General features: G+C 74.0%; 11 protein-coding genes. 7 read left to right on the top strand and 4 right to left on the bottom strand.

Annotated elements, in window-relative coordinates:
• Positions 1–56: 56 nt before the first annotated feature.
• A complete protein-coding gene (locus LDL48_RS02710; protein WP_225253347.1) occupies positions 57–3,038 on the bottom strand; it encodes a glycoside hydrolase family 2 TIM barrel-domain containing protein in 2,982 nt (993 codons plus the stop codon).
• A gap of 51 nt (positions 3,039–3,089) precedes the next feature.
• Positions 3,090–4,304 (bottom strand): MFS transporter, encoded by a 1,215-nt coding sequence (locus LDL48_RS02705; RefSeq protein WP_225253346.1) that lies wholly within the window; start codon positions 4,302–4,304, stop codon positions 3,090–3,092.
• 62 nt (positions 4,305–4,366) lie between these two features.
• On the opposite strand from LDL48_RS02705, the gene LDL48_RS02700 reads away from it, so the two are divergent.
• A complete protein-coding gene (locus tag LDL48_RS02700) occupies positions 4,367–5,797 on the top strand; it encodes a COG1470 family protein (RefSeq protein ID WP_225253345.1) in 1,431 nt (476 codons plus the stop codon).
• A gap of 12 nt (positions 5,798–5,809) precedes the next feature.
• Here LDL48_RS02700 and LDL48_RS02695 read toward each other — a convergent pair whose 3' ends face one another.
• On the bottom strand, positions 5,810–7,591 hold the full coding sequence (locus LDL48_RS02695) for a CotH kinase family protein (protein WP_225253344.1): 1,782 nt from the start codon (positions 7,589–7,591) through the stop codon (positions 5,810–5,812).
• 221 nt (positions 7,592–7,812) lie between these two features.
• On the opposite strand from LDL48_RS02695, the gene LDL48_RS02690 reads away from it, so the two are divergent.
• The 6 genes from LDL48_RS02690 (at position 7,813) to LDL48_RS02665 (ending at position 14,797) form a co-directional block, all read left to right on the top strand.
• Positions 7,813–8,166, top strand: a complete 354-nt coding sequence (locus tag LDL48_RS02690; RefSeq protein ID WP_225253343.1) for a DUF1304 domain-containing protein — start codon at positions 7,813–7,815, stop codon at positions 8,164–8,166.
• A gap of 61 nt (positions 8,167–8,227) precedes the next feature.
• A complete protein-coding gene (locus LDL48_RS02685; protein ID WP_225253342.1) occupies positions 8,228–8,887 on the top strand; it encodes a trimeric intracellular cation channel family protein in 660 nt (219 codons plus the stop codon).
• Between the two features lie 76 nt (positions 8,888–8,963).
• Positions 8,964–9,740: an SDR family NAD(P)-dependent oxidoreductase gene (locus LDL48_RS02680; RefSeq protein ID WP_225253341.1), complete on the top strand. Its 777-nt coding sequence runs from the start codon at positions 8,964–8,966 to the stop codon at positions 9,738–9,740.
• 160 nt (positions 9,741–9,900) lie between these two features.
• Positions 9,901–11,277 carry a glycoside hydrolase family protein gene (locus LDL48_RS02675; protein WP_225253340.1) on the top strand — a complete coding sequence of 459 codons (1,377 nt, stop codon included), beginning with the start codon at positions 9,901–9,903 and terminating at the stop codon, positions 11,275–11,277.
• A gap of 56 nt (positions 11,278–11,333) precedes the next feature.
• The gene (locus LDL48_RS02670) at positions 11,334–14,324 is read left to right on the top strand and encodes a PAS domain S-box protein (RefSeq protein WP_225253339.1); all 2,991 of its coding nucleotides are present in this window, start codon (positions 11,334–11,336) and stop codon (positions 14,322–14,324) included.
• Between the two features lie 47 nt (positions 14,325–14,371).
• Positions 14,372–14,797, top strand: coding sequence for a response regulator (locus LDL48_RS02665; RefSeq protein ID WP_225253338.1), 426 nt, complete (start codon positions 14,372–14,374; stop codon positions 14,795–14,797).
• Positions 14,798–14,821: 24 nt separating this feature from the next.
• Here LDL48_RS02665 and LDL48_RS44175 read toward each other — a convergent pair whose 3' ends face one another.
• Positions 14,822–16,090 carry a prolyl oligopeptidase family serine peptidase gene (locus LDL48_RS44175; RefSeq protein ID WP_272492993.1) on the bottom strand — a complete coding sequence of 423 codons (1,269 nt, stop codon included), beginning with the start codon at positions 16,088–16,090 and terminating at the stop codon, positions 14,822–14,824.
• Between the last annotated feature and the right edge of the window lie 95 nt (positions 16,091–16,185).

Here is a 16,185-nt window from a genome sequence, read left to right as displayed (position 1 = left end):
GCTCACAATAGATGAGCGTCGATGCTTGCCGGAAGGAGTCGGGGCAGGCCGGTTTATCAGGTCCCTTCCGCACTGGGAGCGCTCACAGCGGCGAGCCGCAACGCGAAGGTGTACGGCCGGTCGGCGCGCAGTTCGTACCCGGGCAGCACGCCGGGGCCGCAGGACGCCGTGCCGAGGCCGTTCTGGGCGAGGTCCAGGTTGACGTACACCCGGTCCCGCGGCCGCAGGTCGTGCCAATGCCGCGCCGCGTCCAGGTCCTCGCTGGTCCACCGCCGTACGGTGAGTTCGAACGTGGGTGCGCCGTCCACCCGCAGGCCGGTGCCGTCCGGGCCGGTGATCCGGGCCCACCGCACCGCGGTCCGGTTGCCGTTCTCCTGCGGGAACACGTACGGCGTCTGCATCTCGTCGATCCGCCGGGTCCACCGGCCGATGCGGGCGGCCCGCCGGCTGTCCGGGTACGCCTCCCCCGGCCCGCCGCCGAACCACTCCACCGACTGCCATGCCGCCGGGCCGGCCATCCGCAGCCCGACCCGTGGCAGCACGCCACCCCACGGCCCGACCGGCTCGGTGGCGACCGCCAGCCGGAGCCCGTCGCCGTCGGGTGTCCACCGGTAGGTGGTCAGCACGCCGATGTCGGTGGTGGCCGGCGCGACCCGGGTCCGCAGCACGTAGGTGTCGCCGTCCCAGCCGGACTCGACCACCCGGTGCTGCAGCCGGTGCAGGCCGGCGCGGCGCCATCCCGGCCCGACCGCGTGCCGGACGTCGCGCGGCGGGGCGTCGTTGTCGGTGGGAGCCCGCCACAGGTCCAGCCGCGGGCCGTCCAGCGCGAGGTCGCCGAGCCGCACCAGCAGGCCGGTCACCGGGTCGAACCGCCCGGCGCCGACCTCGACCGGCCGCGCCGCGACCAGTGTCCCGGCCGAGGCGGGACCGGCCCCCGGCGCCGCCACGGAGGCCGCCGGGACCGGAGCCTCCGCGGTGGCCGGCGCATCCGCCGAGACCGGAGCATCCGCGGAGACCGGCGGGGGCGGCTGATCGCCGAGCGACGCCTGCGCCCACGCCACCTCGTGCCCGGCCGGCGCCCACGGCTCGTCCCGGGCCAGCACCGCACGGACCGTCAGCCAGCTGTCCGGCCCGCCGTCGGGCAGGTCGGGCAGGTCCACGGTGACCCGGCCACCGGCCGCCACAACCGGTACGTCCAGCGTCCCGCCGGTGCCGTCCACCGACCACGCGAACGTCAGGTGGGCGGTGTCCCGGACGTCGTACCGGCTGTGCACGGTGACCGTGCCGGCCGCCGGGTCCACCGTGATCCCGACCGGCTCGAAGACCTTGCCCAGCTCGATCAGGCCCGGAGACGGCCGGCGGTCCGGGAACACCAGGCCGTCGGCGATGAAGTTGGCGTCGTGGACCGGTTCGCCGAAGTCACCGCCGTACCCGAAATAGTGTCCGGTGCCGTCCGGCAGCGGGGTCCGGACGCACTGGTCGATCCACTCCCAGACGAATCCGCCCTGGCACCGCGGGTGGGTCTCGAACAGTTCCTGGTACTCGGTCAGGCCGCCGGGGCCGTTGCCCATGGCGTGCGCGTACTCGCAGAGGATGAACGGCAGCGCCCGCCGGTGCGCGTCCGCGTCCGGGTCGCCAAGCGGCGGTTCGGTGCCGGCCCCGATCGCCGCGACCTCGTCCACCGGCGCGTACATCCGGCTGTAGCAGTCGGTGTACACCGAACTCCGGTCGCCCTCGTAGTGGATCATCCGGTCCGGGTCGCGGTCGCGGATCCAGCGGGCCATGGCCGCGAGGTTGCGCCCCACGCCCGCCTCGTTCCCCAGCGACCAGGCGATGACGCTGGGGTGGTTCTTGTCGCGTTCCACCATCCGGCGGGCGCGGTCCAGGAACGCCGGTTCCCACTGCGGGTCGTCGCTGGGGTTGCCGCGCCAGTTGACCAGGACGAACCCGTGCGTCTCCAGGTCACACTCGTCGATCACCCACAGGCCCAGCTCGTCGCAGAGGTCCAGGAAGGCGGGCGCGGGCGGATAGTGGCTGGTGCGTACCGCGTTGATGTTGTGCTGCTTCATCAGCAGCAGGTCGCGCCGCATCACGTCGAGCGAGACGGCCCGCCCGGTGTCCGGGTCCCACTCGTGCCGGTTGACGCCGCGCAGCCGGATCGGGGTGCCGTTCACCGTCCACCGGCCGTCGGTCAGCGCCACCGTGCGGAACCCGATCCGCAGCACCGCCCGCTCCGACCCGGTGCGCACCTCGGCGTCGTAGAGACGGGGGTGCTCCGCCGACCACGGCTCGACCGAGTCCAGGACGTGCGGGCCGGCCGCGTCCACATCGACCAGACCCAGCTCGGCCACGGTCAGGCGGGCCGGTCCGGGCACCTCGACGCGGAGCGTGCCGCGGCCGGTGACGTGGTCGTAGCCGGCGTGCACGAACACGTCGTCCAGCCCCTGCGCGGGGCGGGCCAGCAGCCGTACCCCGCGGAAGATGCCGGACAGCCACCACATGTCCTGATCCTCGAGGTAGCTGCCGGCCGACCACTGGTGCACGCGCACCGCCAGCACGTTGCGGCCCGGCCGTAGCGCCGCCTCCACCGCGAACTCGGCGGGCAGCCGGCTGCCCTTGGCGTGCCCCAGCTCGGTGCCGTTGAGCCACACCCGGTAGCACGAGTCGACGCCGTCGAAGCGGACCACCGCCGGGCCGGCCGGCCAGCCGTCCGGCAGGTCGAACTCCCGGCGGTAGTCGCCGGTCGGGTTCTCGTCCGGGACGAACGGCGGATCGATCGGGAACGGAAACTGCACATTGGTGTACGCGGGACTGCCGTAGCCGTGCAACTGCCAGTGCGACGGTACCGGCAGCCGGTCCCAGCCGGTGTCGTCGTACCCGGGCTGTTCGAACCCGTCGGTGCCGGCCTCGGCGACCGGCCGCAGCCGGAACCGCCAGGCGCCGTCCAGGCTCAGGTCCGCCGCGTCGGTGGCGAACGCGGCCCGCGGCGGCCGCAGCCCCGCGCCGGGTGTCACATCCTGGTGATAGCTCGTGGTCACCGATCGGAGCCTAGGCCCTGTTCGGTCATCCGCCCAAGTGCGAGACAGGGCCTAGCGCGGCCGCAGGCGGAGCAGCCCCGCGGTGACGCCGCCGGCCACGAACTGGCTGGCCGCGACCCCGAGCAGCAGCGCGGTGGCACCGAAACCGGTGGCCAGCCCGGCCAGCGCCGCACCGGCCGCCGCGGCGGTCACCTTCAGGCCCGCGGCGATGGTGAACACCTGGGTGCGTACCTCCGGCGGTGCCTCCCGGTCCCGGACGGTCAGCAGCGACGCGAACAGCGGTCCCTCGATCAGGCCGGCGACGGCGAACAGCACCAGCGCCGGCCACCGGCCGGGCAGGAACACCAGCAGGGCGAACGGCACGCCGAGCGCGGTCAGCCCGGCCAGCACCACGTGCTCCGGCCGCCACCGGCGGATCGGGAAGCGGGCGTACGCCAGCGAGCTGATCAGCGCACCGACCGCCGCCACGGACAGCGCGACGCCGGTGAACGCGGTGTCCCCGAATCGGGTGGCGAGCGCCGCGGTGAGCAGCGGCAGCGCGCCGACGCCGCAGTGGCTCAGCGTCGTCCCGGCGGTCACCGCGCCGAGCACCGGGCGGCGCCAGAGCGCGGACACCGCGCGGCCGGTGCCGCGGCGCCGGGTGGTCCGGTCCGGCCCGCGGTCCGGCACCGGCAGCGTGGTCACCAGGACCGCGCTGAGCACGCAGGCGCCGGCCAGCGCCGCGGCGGCCACCACGCCACCCGCGGTACCGGCGACGACGGCGGCGAGCGCCGGTCCGGCGATCCCGGCGACGCTGTACGAGCTGGCGTCCAGGCCGTACGCCCGGGGCAGGTTCGCCGGGGCCAGTTCGCCGAGCAGGCTGGTCAGGCCGCCGATCAGCAGTGGCGCGCAACAGCCCGCCAGCACCGCACAGCCGAACGCGGCGGCCGGTGCCACCGCCACGGTCAGCGCCGACCCGGTCAGCGCCAGCCCGAAGCCGAGCAGCCCGGCGACGTACAGCGGGCGGCGCCGGCGCACCCGGTCGGCCAGCGCGCCGGCCACCGGGGCGGCCACCACGTGCGGCACCATCAGCGCGGCGATGAGCAGGCCACCGAACGCCGGGCCGTGCCCGGACTCCAGCGCCAGCAACAGCAACGCCACCCGGCTGCCCTCGTCGGCGAGCCGGGCCAGCGCGGCGGCCGCGGTGTACCGGGCCAGCACCCCCGGGTGGCTGTCCTCTTTCCGACGGCGAGGCGATTGTTCACCGGTGTCGCGGTCTGCGAGCATGGTCCAGGCCGTACCCTCCTCACCGAACCCCTGAACGCGATGTGCAGCCCGGGAGGCGCGCGATGACCCTTCCCCTGCGGGTGACGGTGGCCCCCGAGCGGGCGGACGCGGCACCCGGCGACGCCCTCACGTTCGACGTCACGGTGAAGAACGCCAGTGACATCGTGGAGCACTACGGTGTGGAGTTCCTCGGCCTGCCGAACGGCGCCACCGTGCGCGCCGAGCCCGAGGTGGCCAAGCTGCGCCCGTCCGAGTCCGCGACGTTGACCGTCCGGGTGCAGCTGCCGGTGCAGCCGCCGGCCCCGGCCGGGACGTACGTGGTGGGTGCGCTGGTGCGCTCGCCGTACCGGCAGGACGTGTCCCGGTGCGTCGAGGTGCCGGTCGAACTGGCCTCGGTGCAGGAGATCACGGTCCGGGCCACGCCCGAGGTGGTCACCGGCGGCCGGGCCGGCCGGTACACCGTCGAGGTGGCCAACGGCGGCAACTCGCCGGTGCGGCTCTACCTGGCCGCCACCGACCCGGAACGCCGGGTCACCACCACGTTCGAACCGCCCAGTGTGGACCTGCCGCCGGGCACGTCGGCGCAGTCGCTGCTGACCGTGCAGGCGCCGCTGCCGTGGAACCGGGAACAGCAGCGTCAGCTCACCCTGACCGCCACGCCCGACCTGCCCGGTGCGGCGGCCGGGACCGGCACCGCGACGTTCGTGCAGCGGCCCCGGTTCGCGTCGAAGTTCGCCAAGGTCGCCGGGATCGCCGCCGCGGTCGTGGTGCTGGCCGCCGCGGTGGCCGTACCCGCGTTGCTGGCCGCCCGGGGCGACGACGAACCGGATCCGGCCCCGGTGGCCGCGCCCGCGGTGTCCGGACCGGCGGTGGGCGGCGCGCCCAGCGCGGCGGCGCCGACCGCGGAGGCGTCGTCGCCCGCCGCCCAGCCGGGCGCCTCGGCGAACCAGCCACCGCCCCCGGAGGCCGGGGGTGCCTCCTCCGCCGCCGCCACGCAGCAACCGCCGCCCGAGGGCGGAGGCGACGTCGAGGCCCGGGTGATCGATCTGACCGCGCCGGGCGACGGCGTGCTGGCCAGCGACGCCTTCCGCGACCAGGGTTTCCTGGTCAGCGCGGACCCGCGTGCGGTGGCCGTGCCCGGCTGCGAGGGCGCCACCGCGGTGTCCGTGGTGACCGAGGCGGACCGCAGGTTCCTCACCTCGTCCACCCCGGACAACGCGGCGGACTGCCACAACGTCAGCGTGCTGATCGACTTCCTGCAGGGCACCCCGGCGGGCGCGGTGACGCTCAGCCCGGTGACCAAGGACGTGCTGACCATGGAGGTGGCGTACGGCAACCTGTCACGCTCCATCGAACCCACCCTGAAGGTCAGCGCGGAGGTGGCGAAGGAACGCGGCGGCGTGGACTGGGTGCAGGTCCGGCCCCGGTCCCAGGACGGCGCCGCGACCCCGCCGGTCGCCCTGACCTCGCTCAGCATCGCGCCGCTGGCCTGACCGGCCCCGGGGTCACCTGAGATGCGGCGGCGGCGCCGCGGGCGGCGTGCCGGTGGTCGGCCGCCAGCCCGAGGTGTCCAGCCACTTCGCGCGGTTGACCAGCCAGGTCTTCATGATCTCGAGCTGCTGGGCGTACGTCTGGCTGACCTGTGTCTGGAACCCGCCGACGTTGGCCTGGTTGAGGATCGGCCACTTGGTGAAGTTGCGCTGGGCGGCGTTGGCCAGCGGCGCGGTCAGCGTGTCGACCCGGGCCCGCAACTGCGCGTCGGACATGATCGATGACCGCAGGGCCGTCCACCGGTTCTGCGCCAGGGTCTGGAAGCTCGGATCGGCCATCAGCCGCTGGAACCAGTCCGTGGTGCCGAAGAAGCCGGCCGAGAACTGCCACCCCGTGTAGGTCGCGCCGGTACCGCCGAAGCCGGTGTAGGCGCCGTAACCGATGTCGTAGTCCCACAGCGGCCCGGCGACCAGCTTGCCGCCCCGGTCCTTGAAGAAGTAGGTGCTGCGGATGTAGGCGTCCGGCTCGCGGGCCAGCTCGTTGTGCACGACCCGGTCCACCCACGAGTTCACGTCGGCGTACGCCGGGTAGCCGGTGACCGGATCGGCGGGGTTGGCGCTGCGCAGCGAGTCGTGGAACTTCTGCACGTAGTCGGTGATCCAGGCCTGCTGCTGGGGCGCGAGTTCCTTCGGCTCGTTGACCTCCAGGTCACTCCAGCAGGCGTTCGACGGCGGCTTGCGGGTGCAGGTCAGCAGCGGCGGCTCGGCGGCCAGCGCGTTGAACTGCATGATGTACCCGCCCGAGACCGCGGGTTCGGTGACGTCGGTCTCCTTGAGCTTCGCCAGGTTCATCCGCTCCGGCGAGTTCTTCAGGTTCTCCTGCAGCAGGTACACGCCCTGGTAGTCGTCCGCGCCCATCGGGTCGGCGTCCAGGTTGAGGTAGACCTCGACGAACGCGAAGCGGGGCGCCCGCAGGCCCATGTCCCGGCCGATGGTGTAGGCGAACGCGTCGCGGATCAGGGTCTTGTCCGGGAACGGGCCGCGCAGCACCCAGTCCTCGTCGGCCGGCATGCCGAGCACCGGGAACTCCGCGCCCTTGTCCTCGTTGTCGCGGAACTCCAGCCGGTAGGGCGCCTTCTGGAAGTTGCTCGACGACTGTCCGCGCAGGTGGAACCCGGCCCGGGTGGCCACCGCCGGCGCCGTGCTGAGCGAGGCCACGTTGTTCTGCTTGTCCACGATCAGAGCGGCCACGTCACGGTACTCGCGGGCGGGCTTGCCGCCGCCGTAGGCGTCCAGCACCACCAGCGGGAGGTCGTGCTGGGCGTCCACGGCGCGGGCGATGTAGACCGAGCTGCCCGGCTCGCCGGAGGCCGTACCGTTGACGAAGGCCTGCGCCCGGACCTGGGTGGTACGGGTCAGCGTCAGCGCGGCCGAGTAGAGCGGCGAGGCGCTGGTCGGCGCGGAACCGTCCACCGTGTAGTGGATCTGCGCGTTGGCGATCGTCGTGCTCAGCTGCACCGGCTGCTGGCCCTGGAAGGTGCCGCTCGGTGCCGAGAACTGAATGTCCCCGGCGAGGTCGGCGCGCTGCCGGGCGGTCTGGACGGCGGCCGTGACCGGGTCGACGCCGGCCGTGCCGGAGGCGCCGAGCGCGTCGAGCGCGCGCTGCTGGGCGGCGGCGTCGCGGACCAGCGCCGTGGCGGCCCGGGTCGCGGCGCGGGTCTCGCCCACGGGCACCGCACAGCCGGTCATGACCAGGGTGACGGCGGCGAACACGCCGATCAGTGTGGTTCTGCGCACAGGAGGCACCCCTCTTTGTTGGCCGCGACACCAGACGTCGCCGATGGAGAGCCCGGTCCACCGTTAGATATTGATGCAAATCTATTTCTTGGTGAACGGTACGTCAACACCGGGCGACATCGGCGTGCGGGAGCGGGCGCGGCGGCGTGGTGCGCCGGGGCTAGGGTGTCGATGATCATGTTCGGCCCGGCCGTGGTGGCCGGCCACGTCGGAGGTAATCCATGGAGTTGGCCGCACAGATCCTGGTCGGGCTGGTCGCCGCCATCCACGTGTACATCCTGGTCCTGGAGATGTTCCTGTGGGAGACGGCGCGCGGCCGGGCGACGTTCGGCACCAGCGAGGAGTTCGCCCGGGAGAGCGCCCCGCTGGCGGCCAACCAGGGCCTGTACAACGGTTTCCTGGCCGTCGGCCTGCTCTACGGCCTGCTCACCGACGACCGGACGTTCCAGACCTTCTTCCTGGGCTGCGTCGTCGTGGCCGGGATCTACGGTGCCGTCACGGTCAACCGCCGCATCCTGTTCGTCCAGGTGATCCCGGGCGGGCTCGCCCTGGCCGCGGTGCTGCTGGCCGGCTGAGCGGGCGACGCACCGGACGACGTCCGCCGGGGAGCCGGGGCCGACCGGCGACACTGTGCGGATGTCGGCAGGTGCGGTCATCAAGGTTCTCGAGCTGGTCGGTCTCTACGCGTTCGCCACGTCCGGCGCGCTGATGGCCATCCAGAAGAGCTTCGACGTCGTCGGAATTCTGGTGCTCGCCATGCTCACCGCGCTCGGCGGCGGCATCCTCCGTGACCTGGTCATCGGGGACACCCCGCCGGCCGCGTTCACCGAACTCAGCTATCTGGTGGTCCCGCTGGTCGCCACGGCGGTGACGTTCTTCGCCCACCCGGTGCTGCGGCGGCTCACCCGCACGGTGCTCGTGTTCGACGCCGCCGGGCTGGCGCTGTTCTGCGTCACCGGCACGCTCAAGGCGCTCGACTTCGGGCTCGGTTCGCTGCAGGCCGTGCTGCTCGGCATCACCACCGCGGTCGGCGGCGGCGTGCTGCGCGACATCACCGCGCGGGAGGCGCCCGCGCTGCTGCGGGCCGACACGGAACTGTACGCGATCCCGGCGGCCGTCGGCGCCGTCATCGTCGCCGGCGCGCACCACACCGGCCTGCCCATGCCGGTGGTCGCCACCGGCGCGGCGGTGCTGGTGTTCGGGTTCCGCATCGCCGCCATGCTGCGCCACTGGACCGCGCCGCACGCCCGGGTGCCGCGGCGGCAGCGCGTCGGGCCCGCCGGATCGGAGGACTGAGGCGGCGACCGGCGCGCTTTGCCGAGTTGGCAAAGCGCCTCGGGCCTCGACCCGAGGGTGGCGAAGGGTGGGGCGCATGATCGAACCAGCAACCCCTCCGGTGTCCGCCGTCCGCACCCGCCTCGACGGCCGCACGGCGCTCGTCACCGGCTCGACCAGCGGCATCGGCCACGCCGTGGCCGACCTGCTCGCCGAGCGCGGCGCCCACGTCATCGTCTCCGGCCGGGACCCGGGCCGCGGACACGCCGCGGTGACCGGAATCCAGGCCCGCGGCGGCCACGCCGACTTCCTGGCCGCGGACCTCACCACGGATACCGGCACCGCGGACCTGGCGGAGCGCGCGCTCGGCGTGACCGGGCGGATCGACGTCCTCGTCAACAACGCGGGTGTCTTCACGTTCGGGCCGACGGCCGACACCACCGCGGCCGGGTTCGACGCCGTCTACGACCTCAACGTCAAGGCGCCGTACTTCCTGGTCCAGGCGCTGGTCCCGGCGATGGCCGAACGCGGCTCCGGCGCGGTGGTCAACATCCTGACCGGGGCCGCGCACCGCGGTTCGGTCGCGGCCGGGCTCTACGGCTCCAGCAAGGCGGCGCTGTTGCTGCTGACGCAGAGCTGGGCGGCCGAGTTCGGACCCTCCGGGGTACGCGTCAACGCGGTCAGCCCCGGACCGGTCCGCACCGAGGGCACCGGCTACGGCGCCGGTCTCGACGCCGTCGCCGCGGCGCTGCCGGCCCGCCGCCTCGGCGAACCCGCGGAGGTGGCGGCGGCGGTCGCGTTCCTGGCCGCGGACGAGGCCGCCTATGTGCACGGCGCCGTGCTACCGGTCGACGGCGGGGCGACCGCGGCCTGACCGCCCCGGCGCGAGGCCCTGGCCGTCTTCACCAACTCGGCCACCCCACCGCGGCCGCGCTACGGGAACGGCCGTGCCGCGGAATCCGGCGAAACGCCTGCGCGGGTGCGTTCGGACGTCCTAGATTCGAACCGCCCATTCGACGCAAAGGAGCGCTGACGTGGCGGTTTCCCGGAGGAGTGTGCTCGCCGCGGGCCTGGGGGTGGCGGCCGCGACGACGCTGGCCGGCACCGCCCCGGCGGCGCCGGCGGCCGTGGCACCGGACCCGGCACTGCTGCGGGCGCGGCGGCGGGCGATGCGGTTCCTGGACCTGACGCTCGACGCGCATGCCGCCTCGGGAGCGCTGCGGCTGCCCCAGTCGTACGCCGACGAACTGGGCCTGTACACCACGGCGTTCACCTACGACGCCGCGCTCGCCGCCCTCGCCTACCTGGTGGACGACCGGCCGGAGTCGCTGGACCGGGCGGCGCTGATCGGCGAGTCGCTGCACTACGCCCAGCAGCACGACCCGCGGTACGACGACGGCCGCCTGCGCCAGGCGTACCACGCCGGCCCGTACACCCGGAACGGCGCCGTCCAACCGGACGGGTTCGTCCGCGACGACGGCACGGTCAACATCGGCGGTGCGTTCGGCTTCGTCGGTTCGGGCGCCGGCGAACACGCGTGGGCCGGCATCGCCTGGTGCGCCCTGCACCAGCGCACCGGCGACAGCCGGTTCCTCGCCTCCGCCGTGGCGGCCGGCCGCTGGCTGGCCGGCACCTGCCGCTCCACCCGGTCGCTGGGCGGGTTCGCCGACGGCTTCGACCGCGACGGCGTCCGGCTGCGCCGGGTCTCCACCACCCGCAACGCCGACCTCGCGGCGTTCTTCGCCCACCTGGCCCTGGTCACCGGCGACCAGCGGTGGCTGGCCCACCGGGACCACGCCACCGCCCTGGTCCGCCGGATGTGGAACGCCCCCCGCCAGGCGTTCTGGCACGGCTCCGCGGACGGCCGGGTGATCGACCGCGGCCCGCTCGTACTGGAGGCCCAGACGCACTCCTGGCTGGCCCTGCGGGACGGCGACCACTCCGGCTGCCTGGACACCGCCGGCCGGCGCCTCACCGTCACCGACACGCCCACCGCGCCGAACAGCAGCCTGCGGTCCGGCAGCGTCACCGGGCTCACCGTCTCCACCGAAAGCCTCACCGCGGACCCGGACACGCCGATCGAGCCGGGCGTTCCGGCACCCGACCCGCGCGCCGTCTGGCTGGAGGGCACCGCCCAGCACGCCGCCGCCCTGGCGCACTCCCCGGCCGGCGCCCTGGCGGTCGACACCGCCCAGCGCGCCCTCGCCCGGGCCCAGAGCCAGCTGAGTACGGCCGCGCACGTCGCGGACACGCCGGTCCCGGCCGGGCACGGACTCCCCGCCGCGAGCAGCCCGGTGCACGTGGGATACCTGCCGTCCGGCTACTACCCCGCCAAACACGTGGCCGCCACGGCCTGGCTCGTCCTCGCGCTGACCCGCACCAACCCACTGGGACCCGATCCGCTGCCGTAGATCCGGCCCACCCGGGCGGAGGTCAGCAAACCGCGCGGCCTGCCGACAGGAAGAACGTGACGTCTGTCCTGCCACCGCGCACCAGCGAGCATGAGCAGCAGAGACTGGCCGCCCTGCACGAATACCGGCTGCTCGACGCCCCGGCCGACGACGAGCTGGAGGCCGCGGTACGGGTCGCGGCGCTGGTCGCCGGGGTACCGACCGCGACGCTGAACCTGATCGACGAGCACCGGCAGTGCCAGCTGACCACGGTCGGGTTCGACGGCGCGGATTCGGCCCGCACCGACTCGATGTGTGCGATCCGGTTCGAGACCGGCGAGTTCGTGCACGTACCGGACGCCTCGGCGGACCCCACCTACGGCGCGAATCCGTGGGTGACCGGGATCCTGGCGAACGTCCGGTTCTACGCCTCGGCGCCGCTGGTCACCCCGCAGGGCCACGCGCTCGGCACGCTGTGCGTGTTCGACACCGAGGTGCGGGAACTGACCGGTGAGCGGATCGAACGGCTCAAGGATCTGGCCGCGATGATCCTGGCGCTGTTCGAGCGGCGCCGGCAGGCCCGCCGCAACGCCGAACTGGCCGCCGAGGCCGAGCGCCGCGAGCAGGCCGCGGACGAGGCCGCGGCGCGGCTGCAGGCGGTGCTGGCCAGCGCGCAGGACGCGTTCGTGTCGATGACCGCCGAGGGACGGGTGAGCGCGTGGAACGACGCCGCCGAGCGGCTGTTCGGCTGGAGCGCGGCCGAGGCGGTGGGCCGCCCCGCGACCGAGCTGTTCATCCCGGCCCGCTTCCACGACGCCCACGAGGCCGGCCTGGCTCGCGTCCGGCGGGGCGAGCCCTCGACGCTGGCCGGGCAGCGCCTGGAACTGGCCGCGGTCGACCGGGCCGGCCGGGAGTTCCCGGTCGAGATGACGTTGCAGGTCAGCGCGGAGCACGGCGATCCGGCGTTCCACGCGTTCCTGCACGACATCACCCCGCGGCGGCAGGCCCAGCAGCTGCTGGAGGCCGAACGGCGGCGCCTCGCCGACGAGCGCACCTTCCTGCAGACGCTGCTGGACAGCCTGGACACCGGCGTGGTGGCGTGCGGCAGCGACGGCCGGCTCGCCCTGTTCAACCAGGCCGTGCGCGAGCTGCACGGCCTCGACGAGCAGCCCCTCGACGCGACGGACTGGGCCGGCACCTATGCGCTGCTCGCCGAGGACGGGCGTACCCCGCTGCGGCCGGACCAGGTGCCGCTGGCCCGCGCCTACGCCGGTGACACGGTGCGGGGCCAGCACCTGGTGGTGCGCCGGCCGGGCGGGGAGATCCGCCGGTTCCTGGCCAACGGCCGCCCGATCGACGCCACCGACGGCCGCCGGCTCGGCGCGGTCGTGGCGATGCACGACATCACCGACGCCCACCGCGCCGAACAGCACCGCCGGACCCGCTACGCGGTCGCCCAGGCCCTCTCGGAGGCGACCAGCGGCCGCGACGCGGCCGCGGCCGCCGCAGCCGCCGCGGCCGCCGAACTGGGCTGGGCGTGCGCGGAGTACTGGCAGGTCGACGAGGACGGGCAGCACGTCACCCGGGCCAGTTCCTGGACCGCGCCGGGCCGGCGGCTGCACGACTTCACCGGCGACCTGCCGCTGTCGTTCCCGGCCGGGGTCGGCCTGGCCGGCACGGTGTGGCAGCGCGGCAGCCACGTGTGGACCGGCGACATCTCCGCCGACACCACCGTCGCCGGCCGCCATCAGGCCGCCGTCGACGCCGGGCTGCGCACCGCGATCGGCCTGCCGGTACGCAGCGGCGAGCAGGTGGTCGGGGTACTGGCGTTCTTCGCCGACACCGACCTGCCCACCGACGTCGACGTGCTCGGCCTGCTGGACAGCATCGCCACCCACGTCAGCCGGTACGTGGAACGTCGCCGCGCCGAGGACCTCACCCTCGCCCTGGCCGCCGCCCGCCGTGACTTCGACCGCGTTGTGGAGCAGGTCAACGACTACCTGTGGACCGTCGAGATCCGGCCGGACGGCACGGTGCACTCGGTCTACGCCAGCCCCAACGGCACCGGTGTGTTCGGCGCCGAACTGCCCACCGACGCCGACATGGGTGCCGCGCTCGCCGAGCGGGTCCACCCCGGCGACCGGGAGATCTTCCAGCACTTCCACGCCACCGTCTCCGCGGGCGAGCCGGCCGACGTCGAGGTGCGGATCGTCGGCGACGACGGCGTCACCCGCTGGGTGTGGACCCGCGCCGTCGCCCGCCGGGAGAACGGCCGGCTGCTCGTCGACGGCATCTGCACCAACGTCACCGACCGGCGCGAGCTGGCGGAGCAGCGCGAGCAACTGCTCACCCAGGAGAAGCAGCAGGTACGCCGGCTGCAGGAACTCGACCGGCTCAAGGACGAGTTCGTCGCCGTGGTCGTGCACGAACTGCGCAACCCGATCGGCGTGATCGCCGGGTACACCGAGATGCTGCGGGACGACCCGGAGCTGGCCGGCCGCCGCGAACTGGCCGTCCTCGACCGCACCAGCAAACACCTGCAGACCCTGGTCGACGACCTGCTCGAACTGGCCCGCCTGGACGCCGGGCACACCAGCATCGACCCGCGCCCGGTGCCGCCCGGCCGGTTGCTGCGCGAGGCGGCGGCCGCCCAGCAACCGGCGGCCGACGCCCACCGGGTCACCCTCACCGCCCGGATCACCTGCACCCGGATCCTGCTCGGTGACGCCCGGCGGCTGCGCCAGGTCGTGGACAACCTGCTCTCCAACGCCATCAAGTACACCCCGCCCGGCGGCACGGTCACGCTCGGTGCGGCGGACAGCCCCGACGGCATCACCATCACGGTCGCCGACACCGGCATCGGCATCCCCGCCGAGCAGTACCCGCAGCTGTTCACCCGGTTCTTCCGGGCCAGCACCGCCACCACCCGGGGGATCAAGGGCACCGGCCTCGGGCTCGCCATCAGCAAGGCCATCGTCGAGGCCCACGGCGGCACCGTCACCGCCCAGCCCGCCCCGGGCGGCGGCACCACGTTCACCGTCACGCTGCCCGCCGACACCACCAGTTGACCGTTGCCGGCCGCCGTCCAGCCGTCCGCAGAAGGGATCTCCCTCCGGTGACTCTGCTCCTCATCGCGGAAGACGATCCAGATGTCAGCTTCACCCTGGAACGCATCTTCCTCAGGGCCGGATGCACGGTGCTGACGGCGTCCGACGGGGTGGCGGCGCTGGAGATCGCCGTCCAGCACCGACCCGGCGTGATCCTCACCGACCTGGACATGCCGCGGATGACCGGCCTGGAGCTGTGCCGCGAGATCCGTGGCCATGCCGACCTGCACCGGACCCCGGTGGCGATCGTCAGCGGTTCCCTGATCCCGGGCGACCCCCGCGCGGCCGAGGCCGGCCTCTGCGCGGTCGTGCCGAAGCCGTTCGCCCGAGACGTCCTGGTGGGCGCGGTGCAGCACCTCGCCGACGCCGGCCCGCACAGCCACACGGCCGGGTCCGCGGAGTGCCCGCTGCGCACCGGGGCCCTGCCCGGCTGAGCCGGGCCCGGCCGGCGCGGGTGGTCAGGTCCGCTGCCGGGCCATCCACTGCCAGATGCGGGTGCCGGCGATGCTCGGGTCGTTGCGGGCCAGATAGATCCACGACCAGTGACCGGGGAACTGGTAGCCGTCCCAGACGACCCGGTCGTAGAGCGACAACAGCGCGCCGGGGATCAGGTCGTGCGCGTGGACGGTGTTGGGCTCCGGCGGCACCGTGTCGTCGTCGCGCGAGGTGACCAGCCAGGTCGGTGTCCGGATGCTCCGCAGCTCGGCGTCGGTGATCATCGTGGGCCCGCCCGGCTCCAGGGCCTGGACCACGGCGCAGACCGGGACCGACGCCGCGAACAGATCCGGGTAGACGGTGGTCATCTTCAGGGTCATGTAGCCGCCGTTGCTGGCGCCGGCCAGGTATATCCGCTCGCGGTCGATCGGGTACCGCTGCGCGAGGTCGCCGACGATCTCCCGGATCAGCGGTGCGAAGCGGTCCCCGTCCTCCAGCCAGTAGGACGTGCTCTGCGGGGCCACGACGTAGGCGCCGGAGAAGACGCGCTGGGCCTCCGGGGTGGCGAAGCCCAGCGCACCCCGGTTGGCCCGCAGCGTGGTCTCGTTGTCGTAGTAGCCGTCCGGCAGCGAGGCGCCCTCCCCGCCGCCGTGCAGCCAGACGACCAGGGGGCGGCGGTCCCGCCCGGCGCCGCGCCGGGACGGCTGGTAGAGCCGGTACTTCATCCCCGAGCGGGAGATCCGGTAGCCGAACGCGTCCACCTCGGGATTGGCCAGCCGGCCCTGGACGAAGTCGGTGATGACGACCGGGCGCCGGCCCCATACCTCGAGGGGCGTGTTCTGGGTGATCGTGTAGGTCAGGTCGAGCCGGACATTACGGCTCCGGCTCACGATGTAGCCGAGCGTGCCGCCGCCGAGCCGGCCCTCGCCGTGCGCGAGGTCGAGCACGATGTCGCCGTGGCGGTCGAGCCGGACCGCGGTCACCGCGCGGTCCAGGTCGTACTCGCTGAAGATCTGGTCGCCGGGCACGATCGGAATCGGACTCGTGGCCGTGGCGTGCACGGAGAACGTGCCGGTGGTGAGGCTGTCCCGGTCGATCCGGCCGAGCCGGCCGGTGGCGAGCGTGATCGAGGTGACCTGTTCGCCGCCGTCCAGGGTCTCGGCGTTGAGGGTGAACCGGACCCGGGTGGCCGCGGAACCGCCGGCCCGGGCCGCGGCGCCCGGCAGGGTCAGCCCGGCGGCGGCGCCCGCCCCGGCGGCCAGAACGGAACGGCGGCTGATCGGCGTGGCCATGCGGCCTCCCTGTTTCGGTCCGGTTACCGGCAGAGCAGTGACCTCGGTCTATCACAGGCCCGACGTCCTGGCCAGGGTCCGCACCGGACACCACC

Source organism: Jidongwangia harbinensis (assembly GCF_020216025.1).
Taxonomy (GTDB): domain Bacteria; phylum Actinomycetota; class Actinomycetes; order Mycobacteriales; family Micromonosporaceae; genus Actinoplanes; species Actinoplanes harbinensis.
The sequence above is the reverse complement of the archived record's forward strand: the minus strand, read 5'-3'. Positions and strand labels throughout refer to the sequence as shown.

Bases quoted from the DNA above. Each gene is read 5' to 3' on its own strand.
- LDL48_RS02705 (WP_225253346.1), bottom strand. From the start codon at position 4,304: ATGCTCGCAGACCGCGACACCGGTGAACAATCGCCTCGCCGTCGGAAA.
- LDL48_RS02700 (WP_225253345.1), top strand. From the start codon at position 4,367: ATGACCCTTCCCCTGCGGGTGACGGTGGCCCCCGAGCGGGCGGACGCG.
- LDL48_RS02690 (WP_225253343.1), top strand. From the start codon at position 7,813: ATGGAGTTGGCCGCACAGATCCTGGTCGGGCTGGTCGCCGCCATCCAC.
- LDL48_RS02685 (WP_225253342.1), top strand. From the start codon at position 8,228: ATGTCGGCAGGTGCGGTCATCAAGGTTCTCGAGCTGGTCGGTCTCTAC.
- LDL48_RS02680 (WP_225253341.1), top strand. From the start codon at position 8,964: ATGATCGAACCAGCAACCCCTCCGGTGTCCGCCGTCCGCACCCGCCTC.
- LDL48_RS44175 (WP_272492993.1), bottom strand. From the start codon at position 16,090: ATGGCCACGCCGATCAGCCGCCGTTCCGTTCTGGCCGCCGGGGCGGGC.